Source organism: Aphanothece stagnina RSMan2012, assembly GCF_046764815.1.
GTDB lineage: Bacteria > Cyanobacteriota > Cyanobacteriia > PCC-6307 > Cyanobiaceae > NIES-981.
This window is the reverse complement of the sequence record NZ_JBKOUC010000022.1, coordinates 18,778-42,586: the sequence shown is the minus strand read 5'-3', so window position 1 is coordinate 42,586 and position 23,809 is coordinate 18,778. Positions and strand designations below refer to the sequence as shown.

Here is a 23,809-nt window from a genome sequence, read left to right as displayed (position 1 = left end):
CCGCAGCTCAGCCCCGGGGACCGGCTGTGATGGCATCGACCATCCGCGCCGTCTGCACGATCGGCCCCACGTCGTGCACCCGCAGCACGGCGGCCCCCATGGTGATGGCCTGGGCACAGACGGCAGCCGTGCCCCAGATCCGGGCCCGCGGACGGGGCTCGGCCAGCACCGCGCCGATGAAGCGCTTGCGGGAGGGTCCCACCAGCACGGGGAAGCCCCCCCCGCACAGCCGTGCCAGCCCCCGCAGCAGTTCCAGGTTCTGCTCGGTGGTCTTGGCGAAACCGAGGCCCGGATCCCAGACGATCTGCCCGGCCGCCACGCCGGCGGCCAGGGCCGCCTCGCTGGCCGTGAGCAGTTCCCGGCGCACCTCCTCCACCACATCGGCATAGACGGCGCGGCCGTCCATCCCCGCGCTGTCGCCGCGGCTGTGCATCAGCACGTAGGGGCAGCCGGCCGCCGCCACGACAGCCGCCATGGCCGGATCGCGGCGATCGGGGCTGCCGCCGCGCACATCGTTGATCCAGTGGGCACCGGCCGCCAGGGCCTGTTCCGCCACGGCGGGGTGGAAGGTGTCGATCGAGAGCAGGGCGCCGGGATGGCTGGCCCGGATCGCCTGCAGCACCGGCCGCAGCCGCGACCATTCCCGCTCGGGGCCCACCTCCTCGGCGCCGGGCCGGGTGCTCTGCGCCCCCAGGTCAAGGAGATCGGCCCCCGCCGCCAGCATCCGGCCCGCCTGGCGCACGGCGTCCTGGGGCCGCTCCCAGCGCCCGCCATCACTGAAGGAGTCCGGCGTGAGGTTCAGCACCCCCATCACCTGGGTGCGGCGGCCCCAGGCCGGCGGCCAGGCGGGATCGCGGCTGGTGGCGGTGGCGCTCAAACGGTGGCGGAAACCCGGAAGTTGGCGATCCGGGCGAAGCTGGCGGGGTCCAGGGACGCTCCACCCACCAGCACCCCGTCGATGTCGCTCTGGGCCATCAGATCATCGATCGTGGCAGGGTTCACCGAACCGCCGTACTGCACCGTCACGTCCTTGTGGCCCACCCAGCCCCGGATCAGGCCGCAGATGCGGTTGGCTTCATCGGCGGCGCAGGTCTTGCCGGTGCCGATCGCCCAGATCGGCTCGTAGGCCACGATCAGCCGGGTGGGGTCGACGGCCTCGAGGCCCTGCTCGATCTGGCGGTGGATGACCCGCTCGGTCTCCCCGGTCTCCCGCTGATCCAGGCTTTCGCCCACGCAGAGGATGGGGATCAGGCCGTGCTTCTGGGCCGTGCGGGCGCGGAGGTTGATCTGCTCGTCCGACTCGCTGAAGTACTTGCGCGGCTCGCTGTGGCCGACGATGGCGTGGGTGACCCCGTGCTCCACCAGCATCGCCGCCGACACCATACCGGTGTAGGCCCCCTTTTCATCCCAGTGCACGTTCTGGGCGGCGATGGCCACGCCGGTGCCCTCCAGGTGGCGGCTGAGGGTGGGGATGGCGGTGAACGGCGGGGCGATCAACACCTGGCGGTCATCCGGAAGATCGCTGATCAGCGGGCGGAAGGCAGCGGCGAACTCCCGCGTCTCCGCGCAGGTCATGTGCATCTTCCAGTTGCCTGCGATCACAGCCTTGGCCAACGGTCCACTCCACGCGACGTGCTGAAAAGCTAATGGGCCGTCCGTCAGCGCTCACGCCGCACCGGGGTGACCAGCAGCTCGTGGCCATCGAGGCTCACCGCATCCCCGCAGGCCAGCTGGCGACCGCGGCGCGTTTCGATCACCCCATTGACCCGCACATCGCCGCGCTGGATGCGCAGCTTGGCCTCGCCGCCGGTGGCCACCAGGCCCTGGAACTTGAGGAACTGATCGAGCTTCAAGGAAGTGGCCGCAGTCACGGGCGATAGCGTGCCCGGATGCTCGCATCGCCCACGGCCCGTCCTGCGCCCCCGGCCGGCATCGGCAGCACCCTGCGCAGGCTGTGGCCCCTGCTCCGCCCCCACCGCCGGCGGCTCGCCGCCGGCGGGGTGTGCATCCTGGTGTTCGTGCTCTGCTGGCCGCTGCTGGCCTGGCTGGCGGGTCGTCTGATTCCGGCGATCGGAGCCGGGAATGTGGTGGTCACCCTGCAGACCATCCTGGCGGCCCTGGCGGTGTTCGTGGTGCAGAAAGCCGCCCAGTTCGGCCAGGACACCCTGCTGGCCGCTCCCGCCCTGCATGTGAGCCAGGCCCTGCGCCACGAGCTGTTCGCCCGGCTGCAGCGGCTCGACTTCAACGCCCTCGAGAAACTCTCGGCCGGCGACCTCACCTACCGCCTCACCGAGGACGCCGACCGGGTGGGGGAGGTGATCTACAAGACGATTCAGGACACCACCCCCAGCGCCCTGCAGTTGCTGGCGGTGCTGGGCTACATGGTGTGGCTCGACGGCACCCTGGCCCTGGCCACGCTGCTGCTGGCACCGGTGGTGGCGCTGCTGGTGAGCGGCTTCGGCGCCCGGGTGATGGGGGCCGCCGAACGCAGCCAGCAGCAGGTGAGCGAGCTGGCCAGCCTGCTGGGCGAGGCGATCGCCGGGCTGCCCCTGGTGCGGGCCTTTGCGGCCGAGCCCTGGCTGCAGGAGCGCTTCGACCGGGAGATCGCGCTGCACCGCCGCGCCCGTTACCGCACCCTGCGGCTGCTGGCCCTGCAGCATCCGGTGGTGGGCCTGCTCGAGGCGGCGGGCATCCTGGCGGTGCTGCTGATCGGGGCCTGGCGGATCCAGTCGGGCGACCTGAACAGCCAGGGCTTCAGCAGCTATGTGGCCGCCCTGCTGATGCTGATCGATCCGATCGCCCACCTCACCACCAACTTCAACGAATTCCAGCAGGGCCAGGCCTCGCTGCAGCGCCTGCGCGCCATTGAACTGGAGCCGGTCGAAACCCCGGACCGCGCCGATGCCCCGCCGCTGGGGCCCGTGAAGGGCGCACTGGTGCTCGAGGACGTGAGCTTCGCCTACAGCCCGGGCCAACCGGTGCTGCATCGGGTGGACCTGCGGGTGCACCCCGGGGAGGTGGTGGCCCTGGTGGGTCCCTCCGGCGCGGGCAAGAGCACCCTCTTCTCGCTGCTGCTGCGCTTCAACGCCTGCCAGCAGGGGCGGGTGCTGCTCGACGGCCACGACCTGGCCGATCTGCGCAGCCGCGATCTGCGCCGGGCCGTGGCCCTGGTGCCGCAGCAGAGCAGCATCTTTTCGGGCAGCGTGGCCGAGGCGATCGCCTTCGGCCGCGAGGCGAGCCCCGAGGCGATCCGCGAGGCCGCCCGCATCGCCAATGCCGATGGCTTCGTGCAGAACCTCCCCCAGGGCTACGCCAGCCGGATCGAGGAGCGGGGCAGCAATTTCTCCGGCGGCCAGCTGCAGCGGCTCGCCATCGCCCGGGCCGTGCTGGGCAACCCGGCCGTGCTGCTGCTGGATGAGGCCACCAGCGCCCTCGACGCCGAGGCCGAGGAGGCCGTGCAGTCGGGGCTGGAGGCGGCGATGGCCGGGCGCACCGTGCTGGTGATCGCCCACCGGCTGGCCACCGTGCAGAACGCCGACCGCATCGTCGTGCTGGAGGCGGGCAGGATCGTGGAGGAGGGCAGCCACAATCAGCTGATGGCGCAGGCCGGTCGCTACCGCGATCTCTGCGAGCGCCAGTTCATCCACCTCGAATCCTGACGCGCACGGCCATGGCCTGGGAGTACCGGGTGATTCACATCAACGTGGAGAGTGGCGCCCCGCCCGAGCCGCCCTCCCCCCGGAGCGACAGCGAGAAGCTGGGCGGAGCGCTCAGCCCGGAGTTTCTGCAGCGGGAATTCCCCCAGCAGTACGGCGCCCTGAATGCCAGGCCCCGCCACCCCGCCGAGCAGCTCCAGTTCTTTCTCAACGCCCTCGGGCGGGAGAACTGGGAGATGGTCGAGGCCGCCCAGGTGGGGCCCCTGCTGATGTTCTTCTTCAAGCGCCCCCTGCCCGCACCGGCGCAACCCGCGGCGCGCCCCGAGGGTCAGGAGGGTCCATCCGTATCCTGAGCGAGCAGCCCAGGAGAGCTTCCCCGTGACCGCCACACCCCAGCAGCCACCCGTGCTCACGTTCGAGGGCAAGCGTTACGACCTGAACTCCCTCCCCGACGAGGTGAAGGAACTGGTGCGCGGCATGCAGGTGGCCGACGCCCAGCTGCGCATGCACGAGGACACCCTCAAGGTGCTGGCCGTGGGGCGCCAGTCGATGGCCAGCCAGCTGAACGAGAAGCTGAAGATGATCGCCCCCCTGCCCTGAGGCCGGGACCGGGGGCGGCCCAGCCGGCCTAGTCAGCCGGCCTGGTCATCCGCCCTGGTCATCCGCCCTGGTCATCCGCCCTGGCCGCTCCCGGCGCCATCGAAGCGATAGGCCCGCGTGAGCCGGAACACCGTGCCGGAGAGCAGCAGCAGGCCGATCAGGTTGGGGATCGCCATCAGGCCGTTGAGGATGTCCGCCACGGTCCAGATGGCGTCGAAGCTGGCCACCGAGCCGATCACCACCACCGCTACCCAGACGTAGCGGAACGGCCGGATGCCGCCGGTGCCCACCAGGAACTCCAGACAGCGCTCGCTGTAGTACCCCCAGCCCAGGATCGTGGTGCCGGTGAAGAACACGGTGGCGAAGGTGACCAGCCACTTCCCACCGGGAAGCCCCCAGTCGAACGCGGCCATGGTGAGGGTCACCCCCTGGACCCCGCTGTCGTAGAGGCCGCTGGCCACGATCACCAGCGCGGTCATCGTGCAGATCACCAGGGTGTCGATGAAGGTGCCCAGCATCGCCACGCTGCCCTGCAGCACCGGATCACCGGGCTTGGCCGCCGCCTGGGCGATCGGGGCCGTGCCCAGCCCCGCCTCGTTGGAGAAGATGCCGCGGGCGATGCCCTTCTGAATCACCGTGCCCAGGGCGCCACCGGCGGCCGCCTGGCCGGTGAAGGCATTGCTGAAGATCACCCCGAAGGCGCCGGGGATCTTGTCGATGTGCAGCAGCAGGATCACCAGAGAGCCCACGACGTAGACGGCGGCCATCAGCGGCACCACCACTTCGGCCACCTTGCCGATCCGCTCGATGCCGCCGATCAGCACCAGGTAGGCCAGCACGGCCATCACCACGCCGGTGGCCAGGGGAGGAATCGCCAGGGATTCGTTGAGGGCCTTGGCCATCTCATGGGCCTGCACCCCATTGCCGATGCCGAAGCCCGCCAGGGTGCCGAACAGGGCGAACAGCACCCCCAGCCAGGCCCAGCGGGGGCCGAGCCCGTTGCGGATGAAGTACATCGGCCCACCCACGTGCTCGCCGAGCCCATCCACCTCGCGGTAATGCACCGCCAGCAGCGACTCGGCGTACTTGGTGGCCATCCCCACGAAGGCGATCACCCACATCCAGAACACGGCGCCGGGGCCGCCCACGGCGATGGCCCCGGCCACGCCGGCCACGTTGCCCGTGCCGATCGTGGCGGCCAGGGCGGTGGCCAACGACTCGAAGGCCGACACATCCCCCTCCCCCTTGGAGGAGCGGATCGAGGCGATCGCCTGGCGGAAGCCGAAGCCGATCCGCAGCAGCGGCATGAACCGCAGCCCCAGCATCAGGTAGAGGCCCGTGAGCCCGATCAGCCAGAGCGTGGCCGGTCCCCAGACCACCGCGTTGATTTGGTTGAGCAACTCCAAGGCCACGCCGCAACGTTGCGGCGATGGTGTCATGGGGGCCCCGTCAAAGCCAGGGCTAGGCGAGGGGCTGGAGGTCTTCGAAACGAAACACCTGGCGGCCGGCGGGGTTCGCGCCGTGGGCGGCGGTGGCGATCACCCGCTCGCTGAGCACCCAGGGACCGTCGCCACCGAGGGGCACGAAGCTGTCGGTGAAATGGCTGAGGCCGCCGCGCAGTTCACCGCTGGCCGGGTCGGCGTACTGGCTCGTGTAGGTGTGGCTCAGGTATCCGGCCCCGGTCTGGGTGACCGACTCGGTGAAGATCGTCACCACCGTGCCGTGGATGTGGCGGTGCACCATGGTCACCACGTCGTCCTTGATCCGGTAGCGATCGCCGGCGTTCTTGCCGCCCACGATCACCTCGGTGCCCACCGCATCGGTGTCGCCGGCGGTGAAGGTGTTGGCGCCGTGGGTCTGCTCGAAGCTGCGGCGCACCCGGTGGATCGCCACCTCCCACAGCTGGCTGGCCATGGCCTTGTGCACCGTCTCATCGGTGATGCCCTCCACCGTGGCCTTGAGATCGGCGCCCACCTGGAAGCTCCCCTCGACCCGCTGGCCGTCCTGCTCCCAGATGCAGCGGCCCCGGTAGCCGCCGAAGCCGGGGGCCCAGGTGTAGCGGTTCTCGTAGGCCGCCCGGAAGGCCGTGGTGCAGTCGCTGCCGGGCAGGCAGGCAGGGGTCCGTGGCGCTTCCGGAGTCGGGCCCGGGGTTGAACTGGCAGGCGCGCTCAGGGGGGCGGTGGTCACGCTGGTTCTTCGGTGGGTCGTCAAACCTACCCACCATGGAGCCGCCCGTGGCCCGGCCCCAGCCGCCCTGTGATCCCAGCACCCACCCTTCCTGAGCTCTCGAATCCGACATGCTGCGGTGTTACCGGGCATGAGCTCACGGCAGGAACTCATGGGCCGATCTCGTCGCTCAGCCAAAGGAGTCATGCGCCAGGGATGCCTCAAGGCATCCACCACCAGGGCCACCATTGGATGGCGGACTTGAGCGCTGAGGCTATAACCCCCATGGCATAGTCAAGGGATGACACTGGCTTGCCACCATCACTGATTGGACTGCAATCAACCCCACCATCCCTAGACGCGAATCCTCACGGCGACAAAGGTCCTTGAACCCTCTGGCCTCCAGCACCTGCCTCTGGCCTCCTGCACCTGAGGAGAGGGGGCCTTTGATGGGCTGATCGCCGCCGAGGCCAGCGCCCAAGTCAGCATTGACCAAGCAACCCAGCATCCTTCTTTCAGGTTTCAGGCAAAACGCGAGCCTATCCATGAACTTACGCATCATCGGGACAATGCGGGACATGGATCTCAATTTGATTACCGATGCAACTTATTACTACCGCAATGATCCCAATTCGCTGCCGATTCGCCATAAATGGATCGCCATCGACTCACACTTGCTCCCTGCCCCCCTTCGCTCAGCCGCGGAGCCAAGATTGGGCATCGATTTAGAGGCCACAAGGCAAGAAATTCAGGAAGCTCCAGCCAATAACCACACTCGCCTACCGGGAAGGGCGCTGATCACCAGCGATCACTGGCTGGCCGGGAACATCTGCCATGTCCTTTTCGATCACCTCTACCGCCATTGGCTGGCAGAACAAATGGGGTTCAGGGCAGACCATGTACTTGTCATTGGAGAATCATGGAAATGGCTACGGTTTGTAGCCGAAGAGGTGCTCAAGATCAGCAATATCGTTTACGTAGAACCTCGCCAAGCCTATCACTGCAAACAACTGTACTTCTTTTCCAACTCTTTCCCGGAAGACCCCAGCCTCCCCGCAGAGACGCGCATATTGAAGCACCCCTGCAACCGCGCCGACAGAGACTATCTACTTCATCTTCGCAGATGCTTCCAGGATTTCGGCAAGGAAGTCAAGCCAGGCGAGAAACCCAAAAGCAAGAAACTGTTCATTTCACGGCAACAGGGTTCACTGCGGAGCTTTAGCAACCTCAGGAGCATTGAGGGCTATTTCCGCATCAACGGCTTCGACGTGACCTACATGGAGGATCACAGCCCTGCCGAACAGATACTCGCCATGAGAGGACGTACTCATATTGCCGGACTCCATGGGGCCGGCCTCACCAACTTCATTGGGGCCGATCATGGCACCAAGCTTCTTGAGATTTACAGTGACAACGGTACGGCTGTTTACAGAAAGATCGCCCTTGCGCTGGACCATCCCTACAGCGAGCTCGACAATCGACTCCAAGAGCAGCCCCGCCTGCTCGACTTATCACGACTTGAGGCTTCTCTGGGCGCATTCCTCAGCGGCCAACACAAGCGGCTGCCGAAAGCAATCCTGATCGGCACGAGCAAGAATTCTTTTTCTGCCCTTGAAGCCAGACTCAGGTCATCAGGTCACAGAACATGGCGATGCAAAGCCCCCAAGCTTGTACGTGCGCTGAGCATTCGTTCAGACAAACTCGAGAAGAATCATGTCATCTTTGTAACCGTCGCCGTCGCCGAGAGGGCTGAACTGATCGCAACCATCCAAAGGCTTGCCAAACCGGATTTCCCGATCAGGACCCGTCGCATCCGTGATCGGCTGCCTCGATGGACCCGGCAGTGGAGGCTGGAACGAGACCTGGCTTGGCTGTGCCGACAAGGTTTTGTCCTGTAAATGAACCATGGCCACTTCAACCTTGATCGTCGGAGCCAACGATCAACAAGGCTTCTCCCCCTACACCACAGCGGCGGGGTGGATGTCCTGCAGGGCGGTGATCTGCAGCGGCTGCTGCTGTAGCGCCGTGATCGCCTCCACGGCGGCGCGGGCCCCGGCCAGGGTGGTAAGGGTGGGCACGGCGTAGTCGAGGGCGGCCCGGCGCAGGTAGGTGTCGTCGAAGGCCGCCTGCCGGCCGATCGGCGTGTTGATCACCAGCTGGATGCGGCCGGAGCGGATGGCATCCTCGATGTTCGGCCGTCCTTCATGCACCTTGAGGATCGACTCCACCTTCAGGCCGGCCGACGCCAGGGCCGCCGCCGTGCCCGAGGTGGCGATCAGCTCGAAGCCCAGCGCCTCCAGCCCCCGGGCCACGGGCACCAGCGCGGCCTTGTCGCGGTCGTGGGTGGAGAGGAACACCCTGCCGGCGGTGGGCAGCCCTTCCCCCGCCCCCTGCTCGGCCTTGCCGTAGGCCATGCCGAATCCGCTGGCGATGCCCATCACCTCCCCGGTGCTGCGCATCTCGGGGCCGAGCAGGGTGTCGGAGCCTGGGAAGCGCTTGAACGGCAGCACGGCCTCCTTGACCGTCTGGAGCGGGGGCCGGGGCTCCTGGGTGAGACCCAGCTCGGCCAGGCTGCGGCCGGCCATCAGGCGGCTGGCCACCTTGGCCAGCGGCACCCCGGTGGCCTTGGCCACGAAGGGCACGGTGCGGGAAGCACGGGGGTTCGCCTCGATGATGAACACCCGTTCCTCGCCGGCCTCGGTGCGCTGCACGGCGAACTGCAGGTTGATCAGGCCCCGCACCTCCAGGGCCAGGGCCAGGTCCCGGCTCCAGCTGCGGATCGTGGCCAGACCGGCCTCCCCCAGGCTCACGGTGGGCAGGCAGCAGGCCGAATCCCCCGAGTGGATCCCGGCGGGCTCGATGTGCTCCATCACCCCGCCGATCAGCACGCTGCCGGTGTGGTCGCACAGGGCGTCGACATCCACCTCCACGGCATTGTCCAGATACTGATCGATCAGCACCGGGTGGTCGGGTTCCACGGTCACCGCCTCGGCCATGTAGCGGTTGAGCTCCTCCTCGCCGTGCACCACCTCCATGGCCCGCCCCCCCAGCACGTAACTGGGACGCACCACCACCGGATAGCCCACCCGCTCCGCCACGGCCCGGGCCTCGGCTTCCGTGCGGGCCAGGCCGTTGCGGGGCTGGCGGATCTCCAGCCGGCGCAGGATGGCCTCGAACTGTTCCCGGTCCTCGGCCGTGTCGATCGACTCGGGGGAGGTGCCCCAGATGCGGCTGCCGGTGGCCTGCCCCTCGGGCGAGTCCAGCCAGCGGAGCAGGGGAATGGCCAGCTTGAGGGGCGTCTGCCCGCCGAACTGCACGATCACCCCGGCCGGCCGTTCGGCCTCGATCACATTGAGCACGTCCTCCAGGGTGAGGGGCTCGAAATAGAGCCGATCGCTGGTGTCGTAGTCGGTGGAGACGGTCTCGGGATTGCTGTTCACCATCACCGTGGCGAAACCCTCGTCCTGCAGGGCGAAGGAGGCGTGGCAGCAGCAGTAGTCGAACTCGATGCCCTGGCCGATGCGGTTCGGGCCGCCCCCGAGGATCATCACCTTCTGACGGCTCTCCGGACGCACCTCGTCCTCGGGCGGCACCGTCGTGATCGCACCCGCCGCACCGATCCGCTCCAGGGGACGTTCGTAGGTGGAGTAGTGGTACGGGGTGGTGGAGGCGAATTCGGCGGCGCAGGTGTCCACGGTCTTGAACACCGCCGTCACCCCGAGGGCCTGGCGATGGCGCCGCACGGCCAGCTCCTCACTCCCGGTGGCCCAGGCGATCTGGCGGTCGGAGAAGCCGAGCTGCTTGAGCTCCAGCAGGGAAGCGGCATCCAGGGCGGCGAGGGGGCGATCCCGCAGCAGCCGCTGCTCGCACGCGACGATGCGCCGCAGCTTGGCGAGGAACCAGGGGTCGATGGCGCTGAGGCTGTGGATCTCCGCGTCGCTGCGCCCGGCGACCATGGCGGCCCGCACGGCGAAGATCCGCTCCGGCGTCGGGGTGCGCAGGGCCCGGTTGAGCTCGGCAGGCTCCCAGCTCGGATCCGGGCGATCGCAGCCCCAGCCGGCGTGGCCGGTCTCCAGGGAACGCAGGGCCTTCTGGAAGGACTCCTCGAAGCAGCGGCCGATCGCCATCGCCTCCCCCACCGATTTCATCGAGGTGGTCAGCACCGCCGGACTGCCCTGGAACTTCTCGAAGGCGAAGCGCGGGATCTTCGTGACGACGTAGTCGATCGTGGGCTCGAAGCAGGCCGGCGTCGCCCCGGTGATGTCGTTGACGATCTCGTCGAGGGTGTAGCCCACCGCCAGGCGGGCGGCCAGCTTGGCGATCGGGAAGCCGGTGGCCTTGGAGGCCAGGGCTGAACTGCGGGAGACGCGCGGGTTCATCTCGATCACCACCACATCGCCGTTGGCGGGGTTGATCGCGAACTGGATGTTGCTGCCGCCGGTGTCGACCCCGATCTCGCGGATGATCGCGATCGACTGGTCCCGCAGCCGCTGGTATTCCCGGTCGGTGAGGGTCTGGGCCGGCGCCACGGTGATCGAGTCGCCGGTGTGCACCCCCATCGGATCGAGGTTCTCGATCGAGCACACGATCACCACGTTGTCGGCGGTGTCGCGCATCACCTCCAGCTCGAACTCCTTCCAGCCCAGCAGCGACTGCTCGATCAGGATCTGGGAGACCGGGCTGGCCTCCAGGCCGCTCTTGCAGAAGGCGCGGAACTCCTCGGGGTTGTAGGCAATGCCGCCGCCGCTGCCGCCGAGGGTGAAGGCCGGTCGGATGATGCGGGGGTAGGAGCCGATGGCCTCCCCGACCGTCTCGGCTTCCTCCAGGTTGTTGGCGATCCCGGAGGGACACACGGCCACGCCGATGCGCTCCATCGCCTCCTTGAACAGCAGGCGGTCCTCCGCCTTGCGGATCGCCTCCAGGTCGGCACCGATCAGTTGCACCCCGTAGCGCTCCAGGGTGCCGTCCTCGGCCAGGGCCACCGCCAGGTTCAGCGCCGTCTGGCCGCCCATCGTGGGGAGCAGGGCATCGGGCTTCTCGGTCGCGATCACCCGGGCCACCACCTCGGGGGTGAGGGGCTCGATGTAGGTCCGGTCGGCCATGTCCGGATCGGTCATGATCGAAGCCGGATTGCTGTTGACCAGCACCACTTCGTAGCCCTCGGCCCGCAGGGCCTTGCACGCCTGGGTGCCCGAGTAGTCGAACTCGCAGGCCTGCCCGATCACGATCGGCCCGGAGCCCAGCAGCAGAATGCGACGCAGGTCCGTGCGGCGGGGCATGGGCGTGGGCGGCGGCCAAACCCATCCAGAGTCTCATGCCCCTGCCGTCAGGAAGGTTCAACCACAACCGGGGTGCGGCGTCAGCAGTGGCTCGGGTCAGCAGTGGCTAACGTGAGCGTCCACCGCACCGCCTGATCCTGTCGATGAGCGAACTCCAGCGCCTCAAGGGGTTGCTGCCTCCCGAAATGCAGAGCTGGGTGTTCGTGGAAGCCGCGGCCTCGGTCGATCCCCCGCTGATCACCATCGAGGAGATCGGCCGCGATGAGATCGAGATCCAGGTGGATCTCGAAAAATGGGACGGCCTCGCCCTCGACCACCGCAACCTGCTCTTCTGGCACGAAGTTGGCCGCATCCAGAACGACGCCGTGCCCCGGGATGGCTGGGAGATGGCGGCTCTGGCCATCGGCCTGGGCGGCGCCATCGGGGAACTGTGGGTGCAGGACGGCCTCCTGCTGGTGATGGCCCTGGGCCTCTCGGGCTTCGCCGGGTATCGCCTCTACCTCAAGAACAACTCCGAGAAGCGCCTGCAGGACGCCATCAGCGCCGATGAGCGGGCCATCGATCTGGCCTGCCGCTTCGGCTACACCCTCCCCAACGCCTACAAGAGCCTTGGCGGTGCCCTCAAGGAGCTGGCGGAGCAGACCCGCAAGAAGAAGAAGCGCGCCTTCTACGAAGACCGGCTCGAGGCCCTGCGCAAGAGTGCCGGCAAGGCCCGCGCCGAAATGGCCCAGCAGCAGGGATCCAGGCAATCCGTCGCCAGTGAGAACGTCTATGGCTGAAACCAGTGAGAACCCCGATGGCTGACGCCCCCGCCGTCCGGGATCCCGACACCGAGAAGCTGGCCCGGCTGGCGGCCGAGGCCTGTGACGACCGCAAGGCCGTGGACATCCGCCTGATTCGGGTCGACGAGGTGTCCTCCCTGGCCGACTGGTTCGTGATCTGCAGCGGCCTCTCCGACGTGCAGGTGCGCGCCATCGCCCGTTCGGTGGAGGACAAGCTGGAGGAGACCGTCGGCCGCCTCCCGCTGCGCCGGGAAGGCCAGAGCGAGGGCCGCTGGGTGCTGCTCGACTACGGCGAGGTGATCGTGCACGTGCTCACCCCCGCCGAGCGCACCTACTACGACCTCGAGTCGTTCTGGGGCCACGGTGAACAGGTCCGCTACCTAGGCTCAGCTCCCGCGCCCACCCCCTGAGATCAACGCCATGGAGCGCCTTGGGCCCTGCCCGGTGCCGCCCGAGCAACGCCCGCTGCGGCAGTACGAAGAGCTGCGGGGCTCCTGGTTCTTCGCCTGGCCGACCGCCGATCTGGCCGGGCTGCTGCGCCCGCTGGCGCTCAGCTGGCTCACGGTGTTGCCCCTCACCCTGCTGGTGGCCAGTGGCAGCTGGGTGCTGCGCCACCAGCCCGCCCGCCTGGTGGCCGCGGGGGCCGTGGCCGCCATCGCCCTGCCCACCCTGATGCTGGTGCGCCAGTGGCTGGGATGGACCACCATCCACCAGCGCCTGGTGAGTGAGCGGGTCGAATACGAGGAATCGGGCTGGTACGACGGCCAGGTGTGGGAGAAACCCCTGCCCTGGCGCCAGCAGGATCTGCTCGTCGCCCAGCACCAGGTGCGGCCGATCCTGCAGCGGCTGCAGCAGGCCATCGGGCTGGCGGCCACGCTGATGCTGGCCGGGGCGAGCCTCTGTCAGGCTCTCTGAACACGGCCTCCCGACCGTCTCCATGACCCTGCCCGCAAGCTTCGGCGGCACCGCCCGCACCGGCATCCCGCCCCTGGAGGTGAGGCTGCTGCGCGATGGCATCGTCGAGTCGCGCCACCGGGTGCATGCGGTGGTCTGCGACGGGCGGGGCCGGGTGCTGATGCGGGCCGGCGATCCCCAGCAGCTGAGCTTCGTGCGCTCCGCCCTCAAGCCCTTCCAGGCCCGCGTGTTCGTCGCCAGCGGCGCCGCCGACCAGGGCAACAGCGGCGAGCGGGGACTGGCCATCGCCTGCGCCTCCCACGCCGGCACGGCCATGCACGCCCGCGAGGCCTTCCGGCTGCTGTGGGGCGCCGAGCTGGACACCGAACAGCTCCAGTGTCCGGTGCCGAGCGGGGGCACCAGCCCGCTGGAGCACAACTGCTCCGGTAAGCACGCCGCCTTCCTCGCCACCTGCCGCCGCATGGGCTGGAGCCTGGAGAACTACCTCCAGGTCGAGCACCCGCTGCAGCAGGAGGTGTTCAAGCGGGTGGCGGAGCTGCTCGCCCTGCCCGCCGCGGAGCTGGTCACGGCACGGGACGACTGCGGTGCCCCCACCCTGCAGCTCCAGCTCGCCCAGATGGCTCTGCTGTACGCCCATCTGGGCGCCGGCGCCCAGCCCGACCTGGAGCGGCTGAGCCGCGCCATGCTCAACCACCCGGAGCTGGTGGCGGGCGAGGGCCGTTTCGACACCGAACTGATGCGGCTCGGCCACGGCCAGGTGCTCAGCAAAGGCGGGGCCGAAGGCATCCAGTGCCTCAACCGCGTTGGCGAGGGCCTCGGCGTGGCGATCAAGGTGGAGGATGGCGCGGCGCGGGCGAAACACGCGGTGGCCCTGCACCTGCTCGAGCAGCTCGACTGGCTCACCCCCATGACCCTCGAGGACCTGGGCAGCCGCTTCCTGCTGCCGGCCCCCCACCTCCGCCTGGAGGTCGTGGGGGAGCTCCGCTTCGACTGAACCCGCACGGCGATCGGCGCCGATGGGGCCCGGACCTGTAGCGCCCGACACCGGCTGGTACAATTTCTCAGTGCCGCGGGGTAGAGCAGCCTGGTAGCTCGTCGGGCTCATAACCCGAAGGTCGCGAGTTCAAATCTCGCCCCCGCCACCAATTGATTGCTCCCAATCAAGCTCCGGATTCCCGGGGCTTTTTTTGTGTTTCAGCACCGGATCTCAGTCCTCTCCTGAGCTCTCCGGTCGCCCGCTTCCACCGGATCCGCCGAACGCCCCGTCCATGCCGGTTGCGATGACCGAACTGCAACAGGCCCTGCTGATCTTCGTGCTGGGGGGACTCGTGACCCTGGCCACCGTGGTGATGATCCTGCGGGGCCACCGGCGCTGGCACCAGCGCGATCCCTTCGACGATCCCAGCCATGACTGAAGCCCCATGACTGAAGCCACGATGCTCGCCCCCGGCACCGCCTGGCTGCTGCTGGTGGGATTTTCGGTGCTCTGGATCGCGCTGGGCATCTGGTGGGGCAGGCGGGGCAAGGGCGATGCCGACGACTACCTGCTGGCCGGCCGCAACATCGGCCTGGCCCTGAGCACGGCCACCCTGATGGCCAGCTGGGTCACCGGGAACACCACCCTGGCCGCCCCGGAGGTGGGGTACACCCTGGGGCTCTGGGGGATGTTCGGTTACGCCCTGGCCGGCCTGGGGCTGTTTCTGTTCGCCCCCCTGGCCGTGCGGATCAAGCGGCTGATGCCCCGGGCGCGGACCAGCGGTGACTTCGTGCGGCTGCGCTACGGCCGACTGTGCTGGGCCATCTTCCTGATCATCACCCTGGCCTACACCCTCGGCTTCCTGATCACCCAGGGCATGGGAGCCGGGCTGCTGCTGCAGTCGCTGTCGGGCTTCGACTACCGGCTCGGGATGGTCTGCGTGATCGGGGTCTCCACCATCTACACCCTGTTCGGCGGCATGCGGGCCGTGGTCGGCACCGACTTCATCCAGTCGCTGCTGATCATGGGCCTGCTGGTGCTGGTGGCGGTGCTGGGATTCAGCCGGTTCGGCCCCGGGGAGGTCTACACGGCCCTGGCGGCCGAGCATCCCTCGCGCCTCAACCTGCTGCTGCCCACCGGGCTGCTGTTCGCCTGGAACACCGGGCTGTTCAGCATGGGGGAGGTGTTCCACAACAACATCTGGTGGTCGCGGGTGTTCGCCAGCCGCCCGGCCGTGGTGTTCCGCTCCTTCGTGCTCGGCGGGCTGGCCTGGGTCACGGTGCCGGTGGTGACCGGCTCGATCGCCCTGATGGCGCTGGCCCAGAACCTCAGCGTTCCCCAGGTGAACATGGTGTTCCCCATCGTCACCGCCCAGCTGCTGGGCAGTGGTGGGGCGGCGGTGGTGTTCATCATCATCTTTGCCTCGCTCACCTCCACCCTCGACTCGCTGCTGGCCGCCAGCGCCGACCTGATCGCCGAGGACGTGGTCGCCCACTGGCTGCGCCCCGGATCGAGCGATCTCCAGATCCGCCAGGCCGCCCGGGCGGTGGTGGTGGGCCTCGGTCTGCTGACGATGCTGCTCTCCTGGCAGTACGTCACCTCGATGTACCAGCTGCTGCTGTTCACCGGCGCCCTGGTGGCCTCCACGATCTGGCCGATCGCCATGGGGCTCTACTGGCGCCAGGCGAACCGCCGGGCCGCCGCCACCGCCATGGTGCTCGGTTCGGTGACCGGCCTGCTCGCCTATGCACTGATCGCCCCCTACTGCGCCGCCCTCGTCTCGGCAGCCGTTTCAGCGCTGGTGATGGGCCTGGGAAGCCACTGGTGGCCCGAGCGGTTCGCCTGGCACCAGCTCGCCGGCCCCGAACCGGCCCGTTGAACCGTCCGCCCGCCCGAGCCGCTGGTCTGCCTGCCGCGGCCCAGCACCTGTAACCCCTGTCGCCATGCCTTTCCTGCTCCCCTGCACTCCCCTGCTCGCCAGCTCCCCTCCGGCGCAGTGGCTGATGTCCGCTCCCCTGTTCAGCCTGGTGGTGAAGGGCAGCATCACGGGCCTGATCCTCGCCACACTCGTGATTGTGCTGATCTGGGTGGTGGAATGGCGCAACGGCAAGGTCTGGTGAAGGCCCCGGGCACCGCCACCGCAGCCACAGCCGCAGCCGCAGCCGCAGCCACAGCCGAACAGGCCGGAGGGGAAGCCGCCTGGAGAGAAACGGTGCGTGTTGCTACATCAGCGCACCTCGATGTTGCAAAAAACACAAGATTTCCTGTCAACGAACTCAGGGCCACCTAAAGGTGGTCATCACCCCCGTTCATTCGCGATATCCCCGATGCAGGGATCAAGCCTGACGATGCATTCACCTCATTTCACGCGACTTGGGCCGGATGTCTATGGGAATGCCCACCCTCAGGCCCTGCTTGGCGAGATTCGTGAAAACGGTGAGGCGCTTCAGGATCTGATCAACCAGCATGTGATCTCCACCCGGCAGTACAGCTCCGATTCACTGCTGCAGGTGTTCCGCTTGGCGGCCAAGTTCGAGAGCAATCCCGAGCGCTACATCCGCTTCAACAGCCCGCTGCAGCGCAAGATTCTGATCAACGCCTTCTACGAGCCAAGCACCCGAACCAGGCTGTCGTTCGACAGCGCCTGGCACCGGCTGGGAGGAGACACGATCACGATCACCGATCGCAGCACCACGGGCATCGCCAAGGGAGAATCGCTGCAGGATGTCGCTGAGATGTTCAACAACTATGGCGACTGCGTTGTTTTACGGGACACCAACGCCAATGCGGTCTACGAGATGAGCGAGTCGCTGCGGATTCCGATCATCAATGCGGGGAACGGCATCGACGAACACCCCACCCAGGCGATGGCCGATCTCTACACGATCTTCAAGTGGCGGCCCCACCTGGTGGAGCGTGAGGTCGCCGCAGCCGATCGCATCCGCATCGGCGTGGTGGGCATTCCCAACCGGATGCGCACGGTGCGCTCGCTGCTGCGGATCTTCGCCAAATTCCCCGGCATGATCCAGGAACTGGTGCTCTTCCACGAGCCATCGATTGACCCCACGGCTGAGCAGAGCTACTTCGACCCAGGCCAGCGCGAGGAGCTCGAAGCGGTGGGGATCAAGGTGAGCACCAGCGCCGATCTGATGCAGGAACTCAGCGATCTGGATGTGATCTACATCAATGCGATTGCCTGGGTTGGCGACAACTACGAGGTGCACGGGCGAAGTTTCCACCTCACCCGGGACCTCGCCTACAAGCCTGAGGCGATCATCCTCCACCCTCTGGCCCGGGGCGCTGAACTGGGAACCTGCCTGGATCAGACCCCCCACAACTGGTACTTCTCCCAGGCCCGCGGCGCCGTCTTCATCCGGATGGCCCTCCTGACCTGCATGGTCGAACGGACCTCCCAGGTGATGGACATCATCTGAACCAACCCAAGTCTGAAGAGAGTCTTTTCGCGAACGAGCTCATGTGTGGCATTGGTGGCATCTTTCAGCGCCGGTCCGACCAACCGATCGACGAGCAACTGCTCGTGAACATGGCGGCCATCCAGGTGCATCGCGGGCCGGATGGGTTCGGGGTGCGCAGCCTCCCCGGCCAGGGGGTGGGCTTCTGCCATGCCCGCCTCTCGATCATTGATCTCGATGCCAACCGGGGCCGGCAGCCGTTCGTGTCGGAAGACCAGCAGCTGTTGATGGCCCACAACGGCGAGTTCTACGACTTCCAGGCCATCCGGGCCTCCCTCACCGCCCAGGGGTCACGCTTCACCAGCAAGAGTGACTCCGAGATCCTGCTGCGGCTCTACCAGCAGCGCGGGCTGGACGCGACCCTGCCGCTGCTGCGGGGTGAATTCGCCTTCGCCCTGTTTGACCGCAGCCTCGACACCCTGTTTCTGGTGCGCGACCGCTTCGGGGTGAAACCCCAGTACTGGGCGCTCACCAAGGAGGGCCTCGTGTTCGGCTCCGAACTCAAGGTGCTGTTCGCCCACCCCGGGGTGGAGCGGCGCTTCAGCTCCGAGGGGTTGTTCCACCAGCTGATGCAGACCATGGTGCCGGGCACCACCGCCTTTGCCGGCGTGCACCAGCTCAAGCCGGGCCACGTCCTGACGGTGCGGCGGCAGGGGGGCGAGTTCCTGATCGATGACCGGCCCTACTGGGATGTGGGATTCCCCCGCCAGGGGGAGCGGGATGGCGGCCGCAGCGAAGCCGAGCACGTCAGCGCGGTGCGGGAGGCCCTGCTCGAGGCCGTGGAGGTGCGCATGGTCGCCGACGTGCCGGTGGGCTGTTACCTCTCGGGCGGCATCGACTCCTGTTCGATCCTCGGGCTGGCGGCGGCCGTGAGTCAGAACCCGGTCAAGGCGTTCACGATCGGATTCGACGATGCCCGCTACGACGAAACCCCGATCGCGGCGAGCATGGCGGAGGCCACCGGCGCTGACCAGCTGGTGATGCGTCTCTCCGGCAACGAGCTCTACGGCCACCTGGAGGAGACGATCTGGCACACCGAACGCACGATCTACAACACCCTGGCGGTGGCCAAGTTCCTGATGAGCCGGGAGGTCAACCGCGCCCACTACAAGGTCGTGATGACCGGGGAGGGCTCCGATGAGCTGTTCGGCGGCTACCCCGCCTTCCGGCGCGACATGTTCCTCCACGGACTGGACACCCTGCCGGCGGCGGATCGCCAGGAATGGGAACAGCTGCTCCAGGAGGCCAACCAGCTGGTGCAGGGGGCCATGCTGGCCGAGGAGCAGGTGAGCGACCCGGCCCTCGAGGCCGTGGTGGGCTTCACCCCCAGCTGCCTGCAGCCCTGGCTCGCCTGTGCCCCCCTGGTGCCCGATCTGCTGGCCCCGCAGCACCGGCAGGCCTGCGAGGGCTACCAGCCGGGTGCCGCCATCGCCGCCACCCTTGACCGCTCCCAGCTGGAGGGCCGCCATGCCCTCGACCGGGCCCAGTACGTGTGGATCAAGACCATGCTCGAAGGCCAGATCCTCACCTGGGGCGGCGATCGGGTCGACATGGCCCACGCCATGGAGGCCCGCCCCGCCTTCCTCGATCACCACCTGGCCGCGGTGGCGGTGCAGGTTCCCCCGGAGCTGCGCATCAAGGGAAAAACGGAGAAGTATGTGCTGCGGGAAGCCATGCGCGGCCTGCTGCCCGAGCAGCTCTACCGCCGCGAGAAGTTCGCCTTCATGGCTCCCCCCGCCCATGCCGATGCCGACAAACGGGCCGCCATGCAGGCCCTGGCCGACCAGCACCTCAGTCCCGAGGCCATCACCGCCGCCGGCCTGCTGGATGCCGAAGGCGTGGCGGCCCTGTTCGAGCGCCACGACCACCCCGACACCACGCCCGCCACGCGGGTGCAGCTCGACGCCGTGATCAACCACCTGATCGGCGTGCAGATCATGCACAAGCTGTTCGTCGCCGCCGATCTACCTGCCCAGGCGCGGCGCCAGGCCGATGCCCTCGGCTGGCGGCTGCACCAGGAGGAGCAGGCCGAACCGGCCTACGCCCTGATCGGCATGTCGGCCGGCTGAGCGACCCCGAGGGTCGTCGGCAGGGTGGCGCGAAAGCCGGTGTAGTAGGGCTTGGCGGTCTCGGCCAGGATCTCCCGCAGCGCCTGCAGGGGCTCGGGGTGGTGATCGACCCGGAAGTCGATGTGGGGATAGCGCTCCTGGTGCATCACCAGCAGCGCGGCCGACTGACGGCCGCGGTGGTCCCCGCCGTGGGCCTCGCCGGCCTCGAGGGCGGCCATCAACCGGGTCTCCAGGGGCAGACCATGGCGCTCGGCCGCCATGTAGGCCTCGGCCATCCCCAGCAGCACCAGCTCGGAAGCCAGGTAGTTGCCGGCCACCGAGAAGCCGGGGTAACAGCGATGGCCTGCCAGCCCGGCGCAGCCGGAGCCCGTCCAGGCAGCTGTTCGGCCGCGGGCGTCGACGAGCTGCAGCTGGCGGCCGTCCCGGCCGGGGTCATCCTGCAGAAGTGAGGCCAGCACCTCGTCGGCGCCCTGCTCCCCCTGGGTGTCGCGCTGCACCTGCTCGAGGCGGTCGAGCCCCCACGGGCCGAAGTAGGGATTCGTGCCGGCCTGGGTGGCCACCGCTCCCACTCCGGGACGGGCGTGGGGCACCAGGGAACCGACCGCCAGATGCTTCGTGGCCACACCCACCCCGGTCATGCCGGTGTGCTCATCCCAGGCAACGATCGAGTAGGTCATCGCGGCAGTGGAGGGGCGGGCGTGAGGCGAGCGGAAGAGGGGAGCACGCCTGGCGCCGGAATCGGTAGAGATGCCGATGATCCACGAACCGGTTGGGGGGGGTCTGTACCTGAGCGCACCGTTTCTCCGATGCGGGCCCGACGGGCCACGGCGGACAGTCGGCCCCCCCGGCGATGTCGGAGGGTGGAGTGAACCCGGTCTGCCCCCGTACCACCTCCCCCAACCTTCCCCAGCCGTCATGAGCCAGCCGAGCATCACCGCCCAGACCCGCCCTGCCGGGGCCGCTGCCGCCCTGCTGGCCGACCGGGAACGGTTGAGCCACAGCCTCGAGGCCCTGGCCCAGATCGGCAGACTTCCCTCCGGTGCCGTCCGCCGGCTGGCCTTCACGGATGAGGACCGGGCCGCCCGAACCCTGGTGATGGGCTGGATGGAGGAGGCGGGCCTGGCCGTGCGGATCGACCCGGCCGGCAACCTGATCGGCCGCTACGAAGGGCTCGACCCCGAAGCCCCCGTGCTGGCCACCGGCTCCCACATCGACACGGTGCCGGAGGGAGGCCGCTACGACGGCGCACTCGGGGTCATGGCCGGCCTGGAGGTGGTGCGGGTGCTGGGCCAGCAGGGCCACCGGCTGCACCACCCCCTCGAGGTGATCGTGTTCGCCGACGAGGAGAGCACGATGGTGGGGTGTAAAAGCATGGTGGGCCGGGCCCCGGACCAACCGGAGAGCTACGCCACCGCCGTGGGGCGGCCGATCCAGGACTGCCTGGCCAGCATCGGCGGGGACTGGGCCCGCCGGGCCGAGGCCCGCCGCCCCCCCGGCGAGATCGCGGCCTTCCTGGAACTGCACGTCGAGCAGGGGGGCGTCCTGGAGGCGGTGGGCAAGGAGATCGGGGTGGTCGAAGGCGTCGTCGGTCAGCAGCGCTACACGATCAGCGTCAACGGCCAGGCGAACCATGCCGGCACCACGCCCATGGCCATGCGGCGGGATGCCCTGACCACCGCCGCCCAGATCATCCTGGCGATCGAGGACATGGCCCTCCACTTCCCCGGGGATCCGGTGGCCACGGTGGGGAAGCTGCAGGTGTGGCCCAACGCCGCCAACATCGTGCCCGGTCGGGTGGAGTTCACCCTCGACATGCGCGACCTCTCGCACACCGTGATCGATCACATGCGTGCCCAGCTGGAGCGCAAGATCGAGAACATCGCCGTGGCGAGCCGCACCCGCATCGCCATGACACCGCAGTTCCTGGTGGATCCCAGCCCGGCCGATCCGATGATCCAGGAGGTGATCACCGAGAGCTGCCAGCAGCTCGGGCTGAGTTACACCCACCTGCCGAGCCGGGCCAGCCATGACGCCCAGGAGATGGGGCGGCTGACGGCGATGGGGATGATCTTCGTGCCGAGCCGCGACGGGGTGTCCCATTCCGCCGACGAGTTCACCTCCCCCGAGCAGTGCGTCCAGGGGGTCAACGTGCTGCTCCAGAGCCTGATCCGCCTGGATGCCAGTCTCGCGGCGAGCTGATCTCCCCTCCCGATGGCCCCTCCCCCCGGTCCGCCCTCCGGCTTCGACGCGATCGTGGTGGGATCCGGGGCCACCGGTGGGGTGGCCGCCATGGTCCTCGCCGAGGCGGGGCTGCGGGTGCTGGTGCTGGAGGCCGGTCCAGCCCTTGACGCCCGCCAGGCCCGGGGGAGCGAGCCCCTGAACAGCCTGCGGCGGGTGGCCCACCTCTCCTCCGGGAGACACCGCCTGCAGCGCCACCATCCGGGGTACTGGAAGCAGAACCCCGAGCTGTTCGTCGACGAACGCCAGAACCCCTACTCCACCCCGGCCGATCGGCCCTTCCTGTGGACCCGCGGGCGCCAGCTGGGGGGAAAGAGCCTCACCTGGGGGGGCATCACCCTGCGGCTGAGCGACTACGAATTCGAGGCCGGCCAGCGGGACGGCCACGGCCCCAGCTGGCCGATCCGCACGGCGGACCTGGCCCCGTACTACGACCGGCTGGAGCGGCTGCTGGAGGTGCATGGCCACGCCGACGGCCTGCCCCAGCTGCCGGACGGCCGCTTTCTGCCGCCGCTGCCCTTCACCCCGGGCGAAGAGCATCTGCAGCGCCGCATCGGCCGCGAGCTGGGCCTGCCCTTCATCCACTCCCGGGGCTTCAACCTCCACAGGGGCCGGGACTGGCCCCGCTCCGCCAGTCCGGGCCGCACGCTGGCCAGGGCCCTGGCCACCGGGCGCACCCAGCTGCGCGCCGGCACCGTGGTGAGCCATCTGCTCATGGACCCCGGCCGCGAGCGGGCCCGCGGCGTGGTGGTGGTGGATGCCGGCAGCGGTGCCCTGGAACGGCTGGAGGCCCCGCTGGTGGTGCTGTGCGCCTCGACGATCGAAACGGTGCGGATCCTGCTGCACTCCCATGAAGCGGAGCGCAGCGGTGGGCTGATCGACCCCTCCGGCAGCCTGGGCCGGTATCTGATGGACCACATCTCCACCAGCCGCTTCTTCTCCATCCCGGGCCTGGCGGGGCCGCCGGAAGCGCCTGAACTCTCCGGGGCCGGCAGCTGCTTCATCCCCAACACCGTGAACCTCGACACTGCCGGCGGCGAGGACTTCCGCCGCGGCTATGGCCTCTGGGCGGCGGTGCAGCGCTTCGATCCCCCCAGCCTGCTGCAACGGCGCCGGGGCGAGGCGGTGGGATTCCTGATCGGCCACGGTGAAGTGCTGCCGGAGGCCGGGAACCGGGTGAGTCTGAACAGCGCGCAGCTGGATGCCTGGGGGCTGCCCACCCCCCACATCAGCCTGGCCTGGGGCGCCAATGAGCAGGCCATGGTCCGCCACATGCAGCAGCGGATGGAGGCGGTGGTGCAGGTGGCTGGCGGCACGATCCGGGCGATCGAGGACCTCTTCGTGCTGCCCCTGCTGGAACCGTGGATCCGCAGCAGCCATGCCGTTGGCACCGGAGCACCACCCCCCGGCTACTACATCCACGAGCTCGGAGGGGCGCGCATGGCCGAGCGGGAAGACGATGGGGTGGTGAACCCGTTCAACCAGTGCTGGCGGGCCGCGAACGTGCTCGTCGTGGATGGGGCCTGCTGGCCCAGCGCCGGCTGGCAGAGCCCCACCCTCACCGAGATGGCCATCACCTGGCGGGCCTGCGAAGCCGCGGCCGCCAGGCTGCGCCGCGGTGACGTGGTTGGGGCCTCAGCTGGGGCCTGAGGCGG

22 protein-coding genes and 1 tRNA gene are annotated in these 23,809 nt (G+C 68.5%); 16 read left to right on the top strand and 7 right to left on the bottom strand.

Annotated elements, in window-relative coordinates; translation table 11 throughout:
- Positions 1-7: 7 nt before the first annotated feature.
- Genes folP through ACLNEE_RS13575 form a run of 3 tightly spaced genes read right to left on the bottom strand, consistent with a single transcriptional unit; the run spans position 8 to position 1,871 of the window.
- Complete coding sequence (gene folP / locus ACLNEE_RS13585) at positions 8-877, bottom strand: dihydropteroate synthase (RefSeq protein WP_411422069.1); 870 nt, start codon at positions 875-877, stop codon at positions 8-10.
- Positions 874-1,614 carry a triose-phosphate isomerase gene (gene tpiA, locus ACLNEE_RS13580; protein ID WP_411422068.1) on the bottom strand — a complete coding sequence of 247 codons (741 nt, stop codon included), beginning with the start codon at positions 1,612-1,614 and terminating at the stop codon, positions 874-876. The genes folP and tpiA overlap by 4 nt, the downstream gene beginning before the upstream one ends.
- A gap of 44 nt (positions 1,615-1,658) precedes the next feature.
- On the bottom strand, positions 1,659-1,871 hold the full coding sequence (locus ACLNEE_RS13575) for an RNA-binding S4 domain-containing protein (protein ID WP_411422067.1): 213 nt from the start codon (positions 1,869-1,871) through the stop codon (positions 1,659-1,661).
- 18 nt (positions 1,872-1,889) lie between these two features.
- On the opposite strand from ACLNEE_RS13575, the gene ACLNEE_RS13570 reads away from it, so the two are divergent.
- The 3 genes from ACLNEE_RS13570 to ACLNEE_RS13560 are packed head-to-tail and all read left to right on the top strand — an operon-like array spanning position 1,890 to position 4,256.
- Positions 1,890-3,659 carry an ABC transporter ATP-binding protein gene (locus ACLNEE_RS13570; protein WP_411422066.1) on the top strand — a complete coding sequence of 590 codons (1,770 nt, stop codon included), beginning with the start codon at positions 1,890-1,892 and terminating at the stop codon, positions 3,657-3,659.
- An 11-nt stretch (positions 3,660-3,670) separates the two neighbouring features.
- Positions 3,671-4,009 (top strand): hypothetical protein, encoded by a 339-nt coding sequence (locus tag ACLNEE_RS13565; RefSeq protein ID WP_411422065.1) that lies wholly within the window; start codon positions 3,671-3,673, stop codon positions 4,007-4,009.
- A 25-nt stretch (positions 4,010-4,034) separates the two neighbouring features.
- Positions 4,035-4,256 (top strand): DUF6447 family protein, encoded by a 222-nt coding sequence (locus ACLNEE_RS13560; RefSeq protein WP_411422064.1) that lies wholly within the window; start codon positions 4,035-4,037, stop codon positions 4,254-4,256.
- A 71-nt stretch (positions 4,257-4,327) separates the two neighbouring features.
- Here the strand turns inward: ACLNEE_RS13560 and ACLNEE_RS13555 are convergent, their stop codons facing one another.
- A complete protein-coding gene (locus ACLNEE_RS13555; protein ID WP_412007223.1) occupies positions 4,328-5,662 on the bottom strand; it encodes an alanine/glycine:cation symporter family protein in 1,335 nt (444 codons plus the stop codon).
- Positions 5,663-5,717: 55 nt separating this feature from the next.
- Positions 5,718-6,443: a DUF3386 domain-containing protein gene (locus tag ACLNEE_RS13550; protein ID WP_412007222.1), complete on the bottom strand. Its 726-nt coding sequence runs from the start codon at positions 6,441-6,443 to the stop codon at positions 5,718-5,720.
- A 524-nt stretch (positions 6,444-6,967) separates the two neighbouring features.
- Between ACLNEE_RS13550 and ACLNEE_RS13545 the strand changes: the two genes are divergently transcribed.
- Positions 6,968-8,320: a glycosyltransferase family 61 protein gene (locus ACLNEE_RS13545; protein WP_411422061.1), complete on the top strand. Its 1,353-nt coding sequence runs from the start codon at positions 6,968-6,970 to the stop codon at positions 8,318-8,320.
- Between the two features lie 60 nt (positions 8,321-8,380).
- On the opposite strand, the gene carB is transcribed toward ACLNEE_RS13545, so the two are convergent.
- A complete protein-coding gene (gene carB, locus ACLNEE_RS13540; RefSeq protein ID WP_411422060.1) occupies positions 8,381-11,701 on the bottom strand; it encodes a carbamoyl-phosphate synthase large subunit in 3,321 nt (1,106 codons plus the stop codon).
- A 143-nt stretch (positions 11,702-11,844) separates the two neighbouring features.
- On the opposite strand from carB, the gene ACLNEE_RS13535 reads away from it, so the two are divergent.
- From ACLNEE_RS13535 to asnB, 10 genes are all read left to right on the top strand, one after another.
- The gene (locus tag ACLNEE_RS13535) at positions 11,845-12,480 is read left to right on the top strand and encodes a DUF3318 domain-containing protein (protein ID WP_411422059.1); all 636 of its coding nucleotides are present in this window, start codon (positions 11,845-11,847) and stop codon (positions 12,478-12,480) included.
- Positions 12,481-12,497: 17 nt separating this feature from the next.
- Positions 12,498-12,893, top strand: coding sequence for a ribosome silencing factor (rsfS, locus tag ACLNEE_RS13530; RefSeq protein ID WP_411422058.1), 396 nt, complete (start codon positions 12,498-12,500; stop codon positions 12,891-12,893).
- Between the two features lie 10 nt (positions 12,894-12,903).
- Positions 12,904-13,398 (top strand): CGLD27 family protein, encoded by a 495-nt coding sequence (locus ACLNEE_RS13525; RefSeq protein ID WP_411422057.1) that lies wholly within the window; start codon positions 12,904-12,906, stop codon positions 13,396-13,398.
- Positions 13,399-13,420: 22 nt separating this feature from the next.
- Entirely contained in the window at positions 13,421-14,392 is a 972-nt protein-coding gene (locus ACLNEE_RS13520; RefSeq protein WP_411422056.1) for an asparaginase, read from the top strand.
- Between the two features lie 74 nt (positions 14,393-14,466).
- Positions 14,467-14,543, top strand: a tRNA-Met gene (locus ACLNEE_RS13515).
- Between the two features lie 135 nt (positions 14,544-14,678).
- Entirely contained in the window at positions 14,679-14,813 is a 135-nt protein-coding gene (locus tag ACLNEE_RS13510) for a hypothetical protein (RefSeq protein WP_412007221.1), read from the top strand.
- A 6-nt stretch (positions 14,814-14,819) separates the two neighbouring features.
- Positions 14,820-16,253 (top strand): sodium:solute symporter family transporter, encoded by a 1,434-nt coding sequence (locus tag ACLNEE_RS13505; RefSeq protein WP_411422054.1) that lies wholly within the window; start codon positions 14,820-14,822, stop codon positions 16,251-16,253.
- A gap of 64 nt (positions 16,254-16,317) precedes the next feature.
- A complete protein-coding gene (locus ACLNEE_RS13500) occupies positions 16,318-16,494 on the top strand; it encodes a hypothetical protein (protein WP_411422053.1) in 177 nt (58 codons plus the stop codon).
- A gap of 228 nt (positions 16,495-16,722) precedes the next feature.
- Positions 16,723-17,808 carry an aspartate/ornithine carbamoyltransferase family protein gene (locus tag ACLNEE_RS13495; RefSeq protein WP_411422052.1) on the top strand — a complete coding sequence of 362 codons (1,086 nt, stop codon included), beginning with the start codon at positions 16,723-16,725 and terminating at the stop codon, positions 17,806-17,808.
- A gap of 41 nt (positions 17,809-17,849) precedes the next feature.
- Complete coding sequence (gene asnB / locus ACLNEE_RS13490) at positions 17,850-19,916, top strand: asparagine synthase (glutamine-hydrolyzing) (protein ID WP_411422051.1); 2,067 nt, start codon at positions 17,850-17,852, stop codon at positions 19,914-19,916.
- Here the strand turns inward: asnB and ACLNEE_RS13485 are convergent.
- Positions 19,886-20,593, bottom strand: coding sequence for a DUF1028 domain-containing protein (locus ACLNEE_RS13485; RefSeq protein WP_411422050.1), 708 nt, complete (start codon positions 20,591-20,593; stop codon positions 19,886-19,888). The two genes, asnB and ACLNEE_RS13485, sit on opposite strands and share 31 nt — an antisense overlap.
- A 238-nt stretch (positions 20,594-20,831) precedes the next feature.
- On the opposite strand from ACLNEE_RS13485, the gene ACLNEE_RS13480 reads away from it, so the two are divergent.
- Together ACLNEE_RS13480 and ACLNEE_RS13475 are read left to right on the top strand one after the other, a co-directional pair.
- Positions 20,832-22,115, top strand: a complete 1,284-nt coding sequence (locus ACLNEE_RS13480; RefSeq protein ID WP_411422049.1) for a Zn-dependent hydrolase — start codon at positions 20,832-20,834, stop codon at positions 22,113-22,115.
- 12 nt (positions 22,116-22,127) lie between these two features.
- Complete coding sequence (locus tag ACLNEE_RS13475) at positions 22,128-23,804, top strand: GMC oxidoreductase (RefSeq protein WP_411422048.1); 1,677 nt, start codon at positions 22,128-22,130, stop codon at positions 23,802-23,804.
- The last annotated feature ends 5 nt before the right edge of the window (positions 23,805-23,809 follow it).

Bases quoted from the DNA above. Each gene is read 5' to 3' on its own strand.
- ACLNEE_RS13570 (WP_411422066.1), top strand. From the start codon at position 1,890: ATGCTCGCATCGCCCACGGCCCGTCCTGCGCCCCCGGCCGGCATCGGC.
- ACLNEE_RS13565 (WP_411422065.1), top strand. From the start codon at position 3,671: ATGGCCTGGGAGTACCGGGTGATTCACATCAACGTGGAGAGTGGCGCC.
- ACLNEE_RS13545 (WP_411422061.1), top strand. From the start codon at position 6,968: ATGAACTTACGCATCATCGGGACAATGCGGGACATGGATCTCAATTTG.
- carB (WP_411422060.1), bottom strand. From the start codon at position 11,701: ATGCCCCGCCGCACGGACCTGCGTCGCATTCTGCTGCTGGGCTCCGGG.
- ACLNEE_RS13535 (WP_411422059.1), top strand. From the start codon at position 11,845: ATGAGCGAACTCCAGCGCCTCAAGGGGTTGCTGCCTCCCGAAATGCAG.
- rsfS (WP_411422058.1), top strand. From the start codon at position 12,498: ATGGCTGACGCCCCCGCCGTCCGGGATCCCGACACCGAGAAGCTGGCC.
- ACLNEE_RS13525 (WP_411422057.1), top strand. From the start codon at position 12,904: ATGGAGCGCCTTGGGCCCTGCCCGGTGCCGCCCGAGCAACGCCCGCTG.
- ACLNEE_RS13520 (WP_411422056.1), top strand. From the start codon at position 13,421: ATGACCCTGCCCGCAAGCTTCGGCGGCACCGCCCGCACCGGCATCCCG.
- ACLNEE_RS13510 (WP_412007221.1), top strand. From the start codon at position 14,679: ATGACCGAACTGCAACAGGCCCTGCTGATCTTCGTGCTGGGGGGACTC.
- ACLNEE_RS13505 (WP_411422054.1), top strand. From the start codon at position 14,820: ATGACTGAAGCCACGATGCTCGCCCCCGGCACCGCCTGGCTGCTGCTG.
- ACLNEE_RS13500 (WP_411422053.1), top strand. From the start codon at position 16,318: ATGCCTTTCCTGCTCCCCTGCACTCCCCTGCTCGCCAGCTCCCCTCCG.
- ACLNEE_RS13495 (WP_411422052.1), top strand. From the start codon at position 16,723: ATGCATTCACCTCATTTCACGCGACTTGGGCCGGATGTCTATGGGAAT.
- asnB (WP_411422051.1), top strand. From the start codon at position 17,850: ATGTGTGGCATTGGTGGCATCTTTCAGCGCCGGTCCGACCAACCGATC.
- ACLNEE_RS13485 (WP_411422050.1), bottom strand. From the start codon at position 20,593: ATGACCTACTCGATCGTTGCCTGGGATGAGCACACCGGCATGACCGGG.
- ACLNEE_RS13480 (WP_411422049.1), top strand. From the start codon at position 20,832: ATGAGCCAGCCGAGCATCACCGCCCAGACCCGCCCTGCCGGGGCCGCT.
- ACLNEE_RS13475 (WP_411422048.1), top strand. From the start codon at position 22,128: ATGGCCCCTCCCCCCGGTCCGCCCTCCGGCTTCGACGCGATCGTGGTG.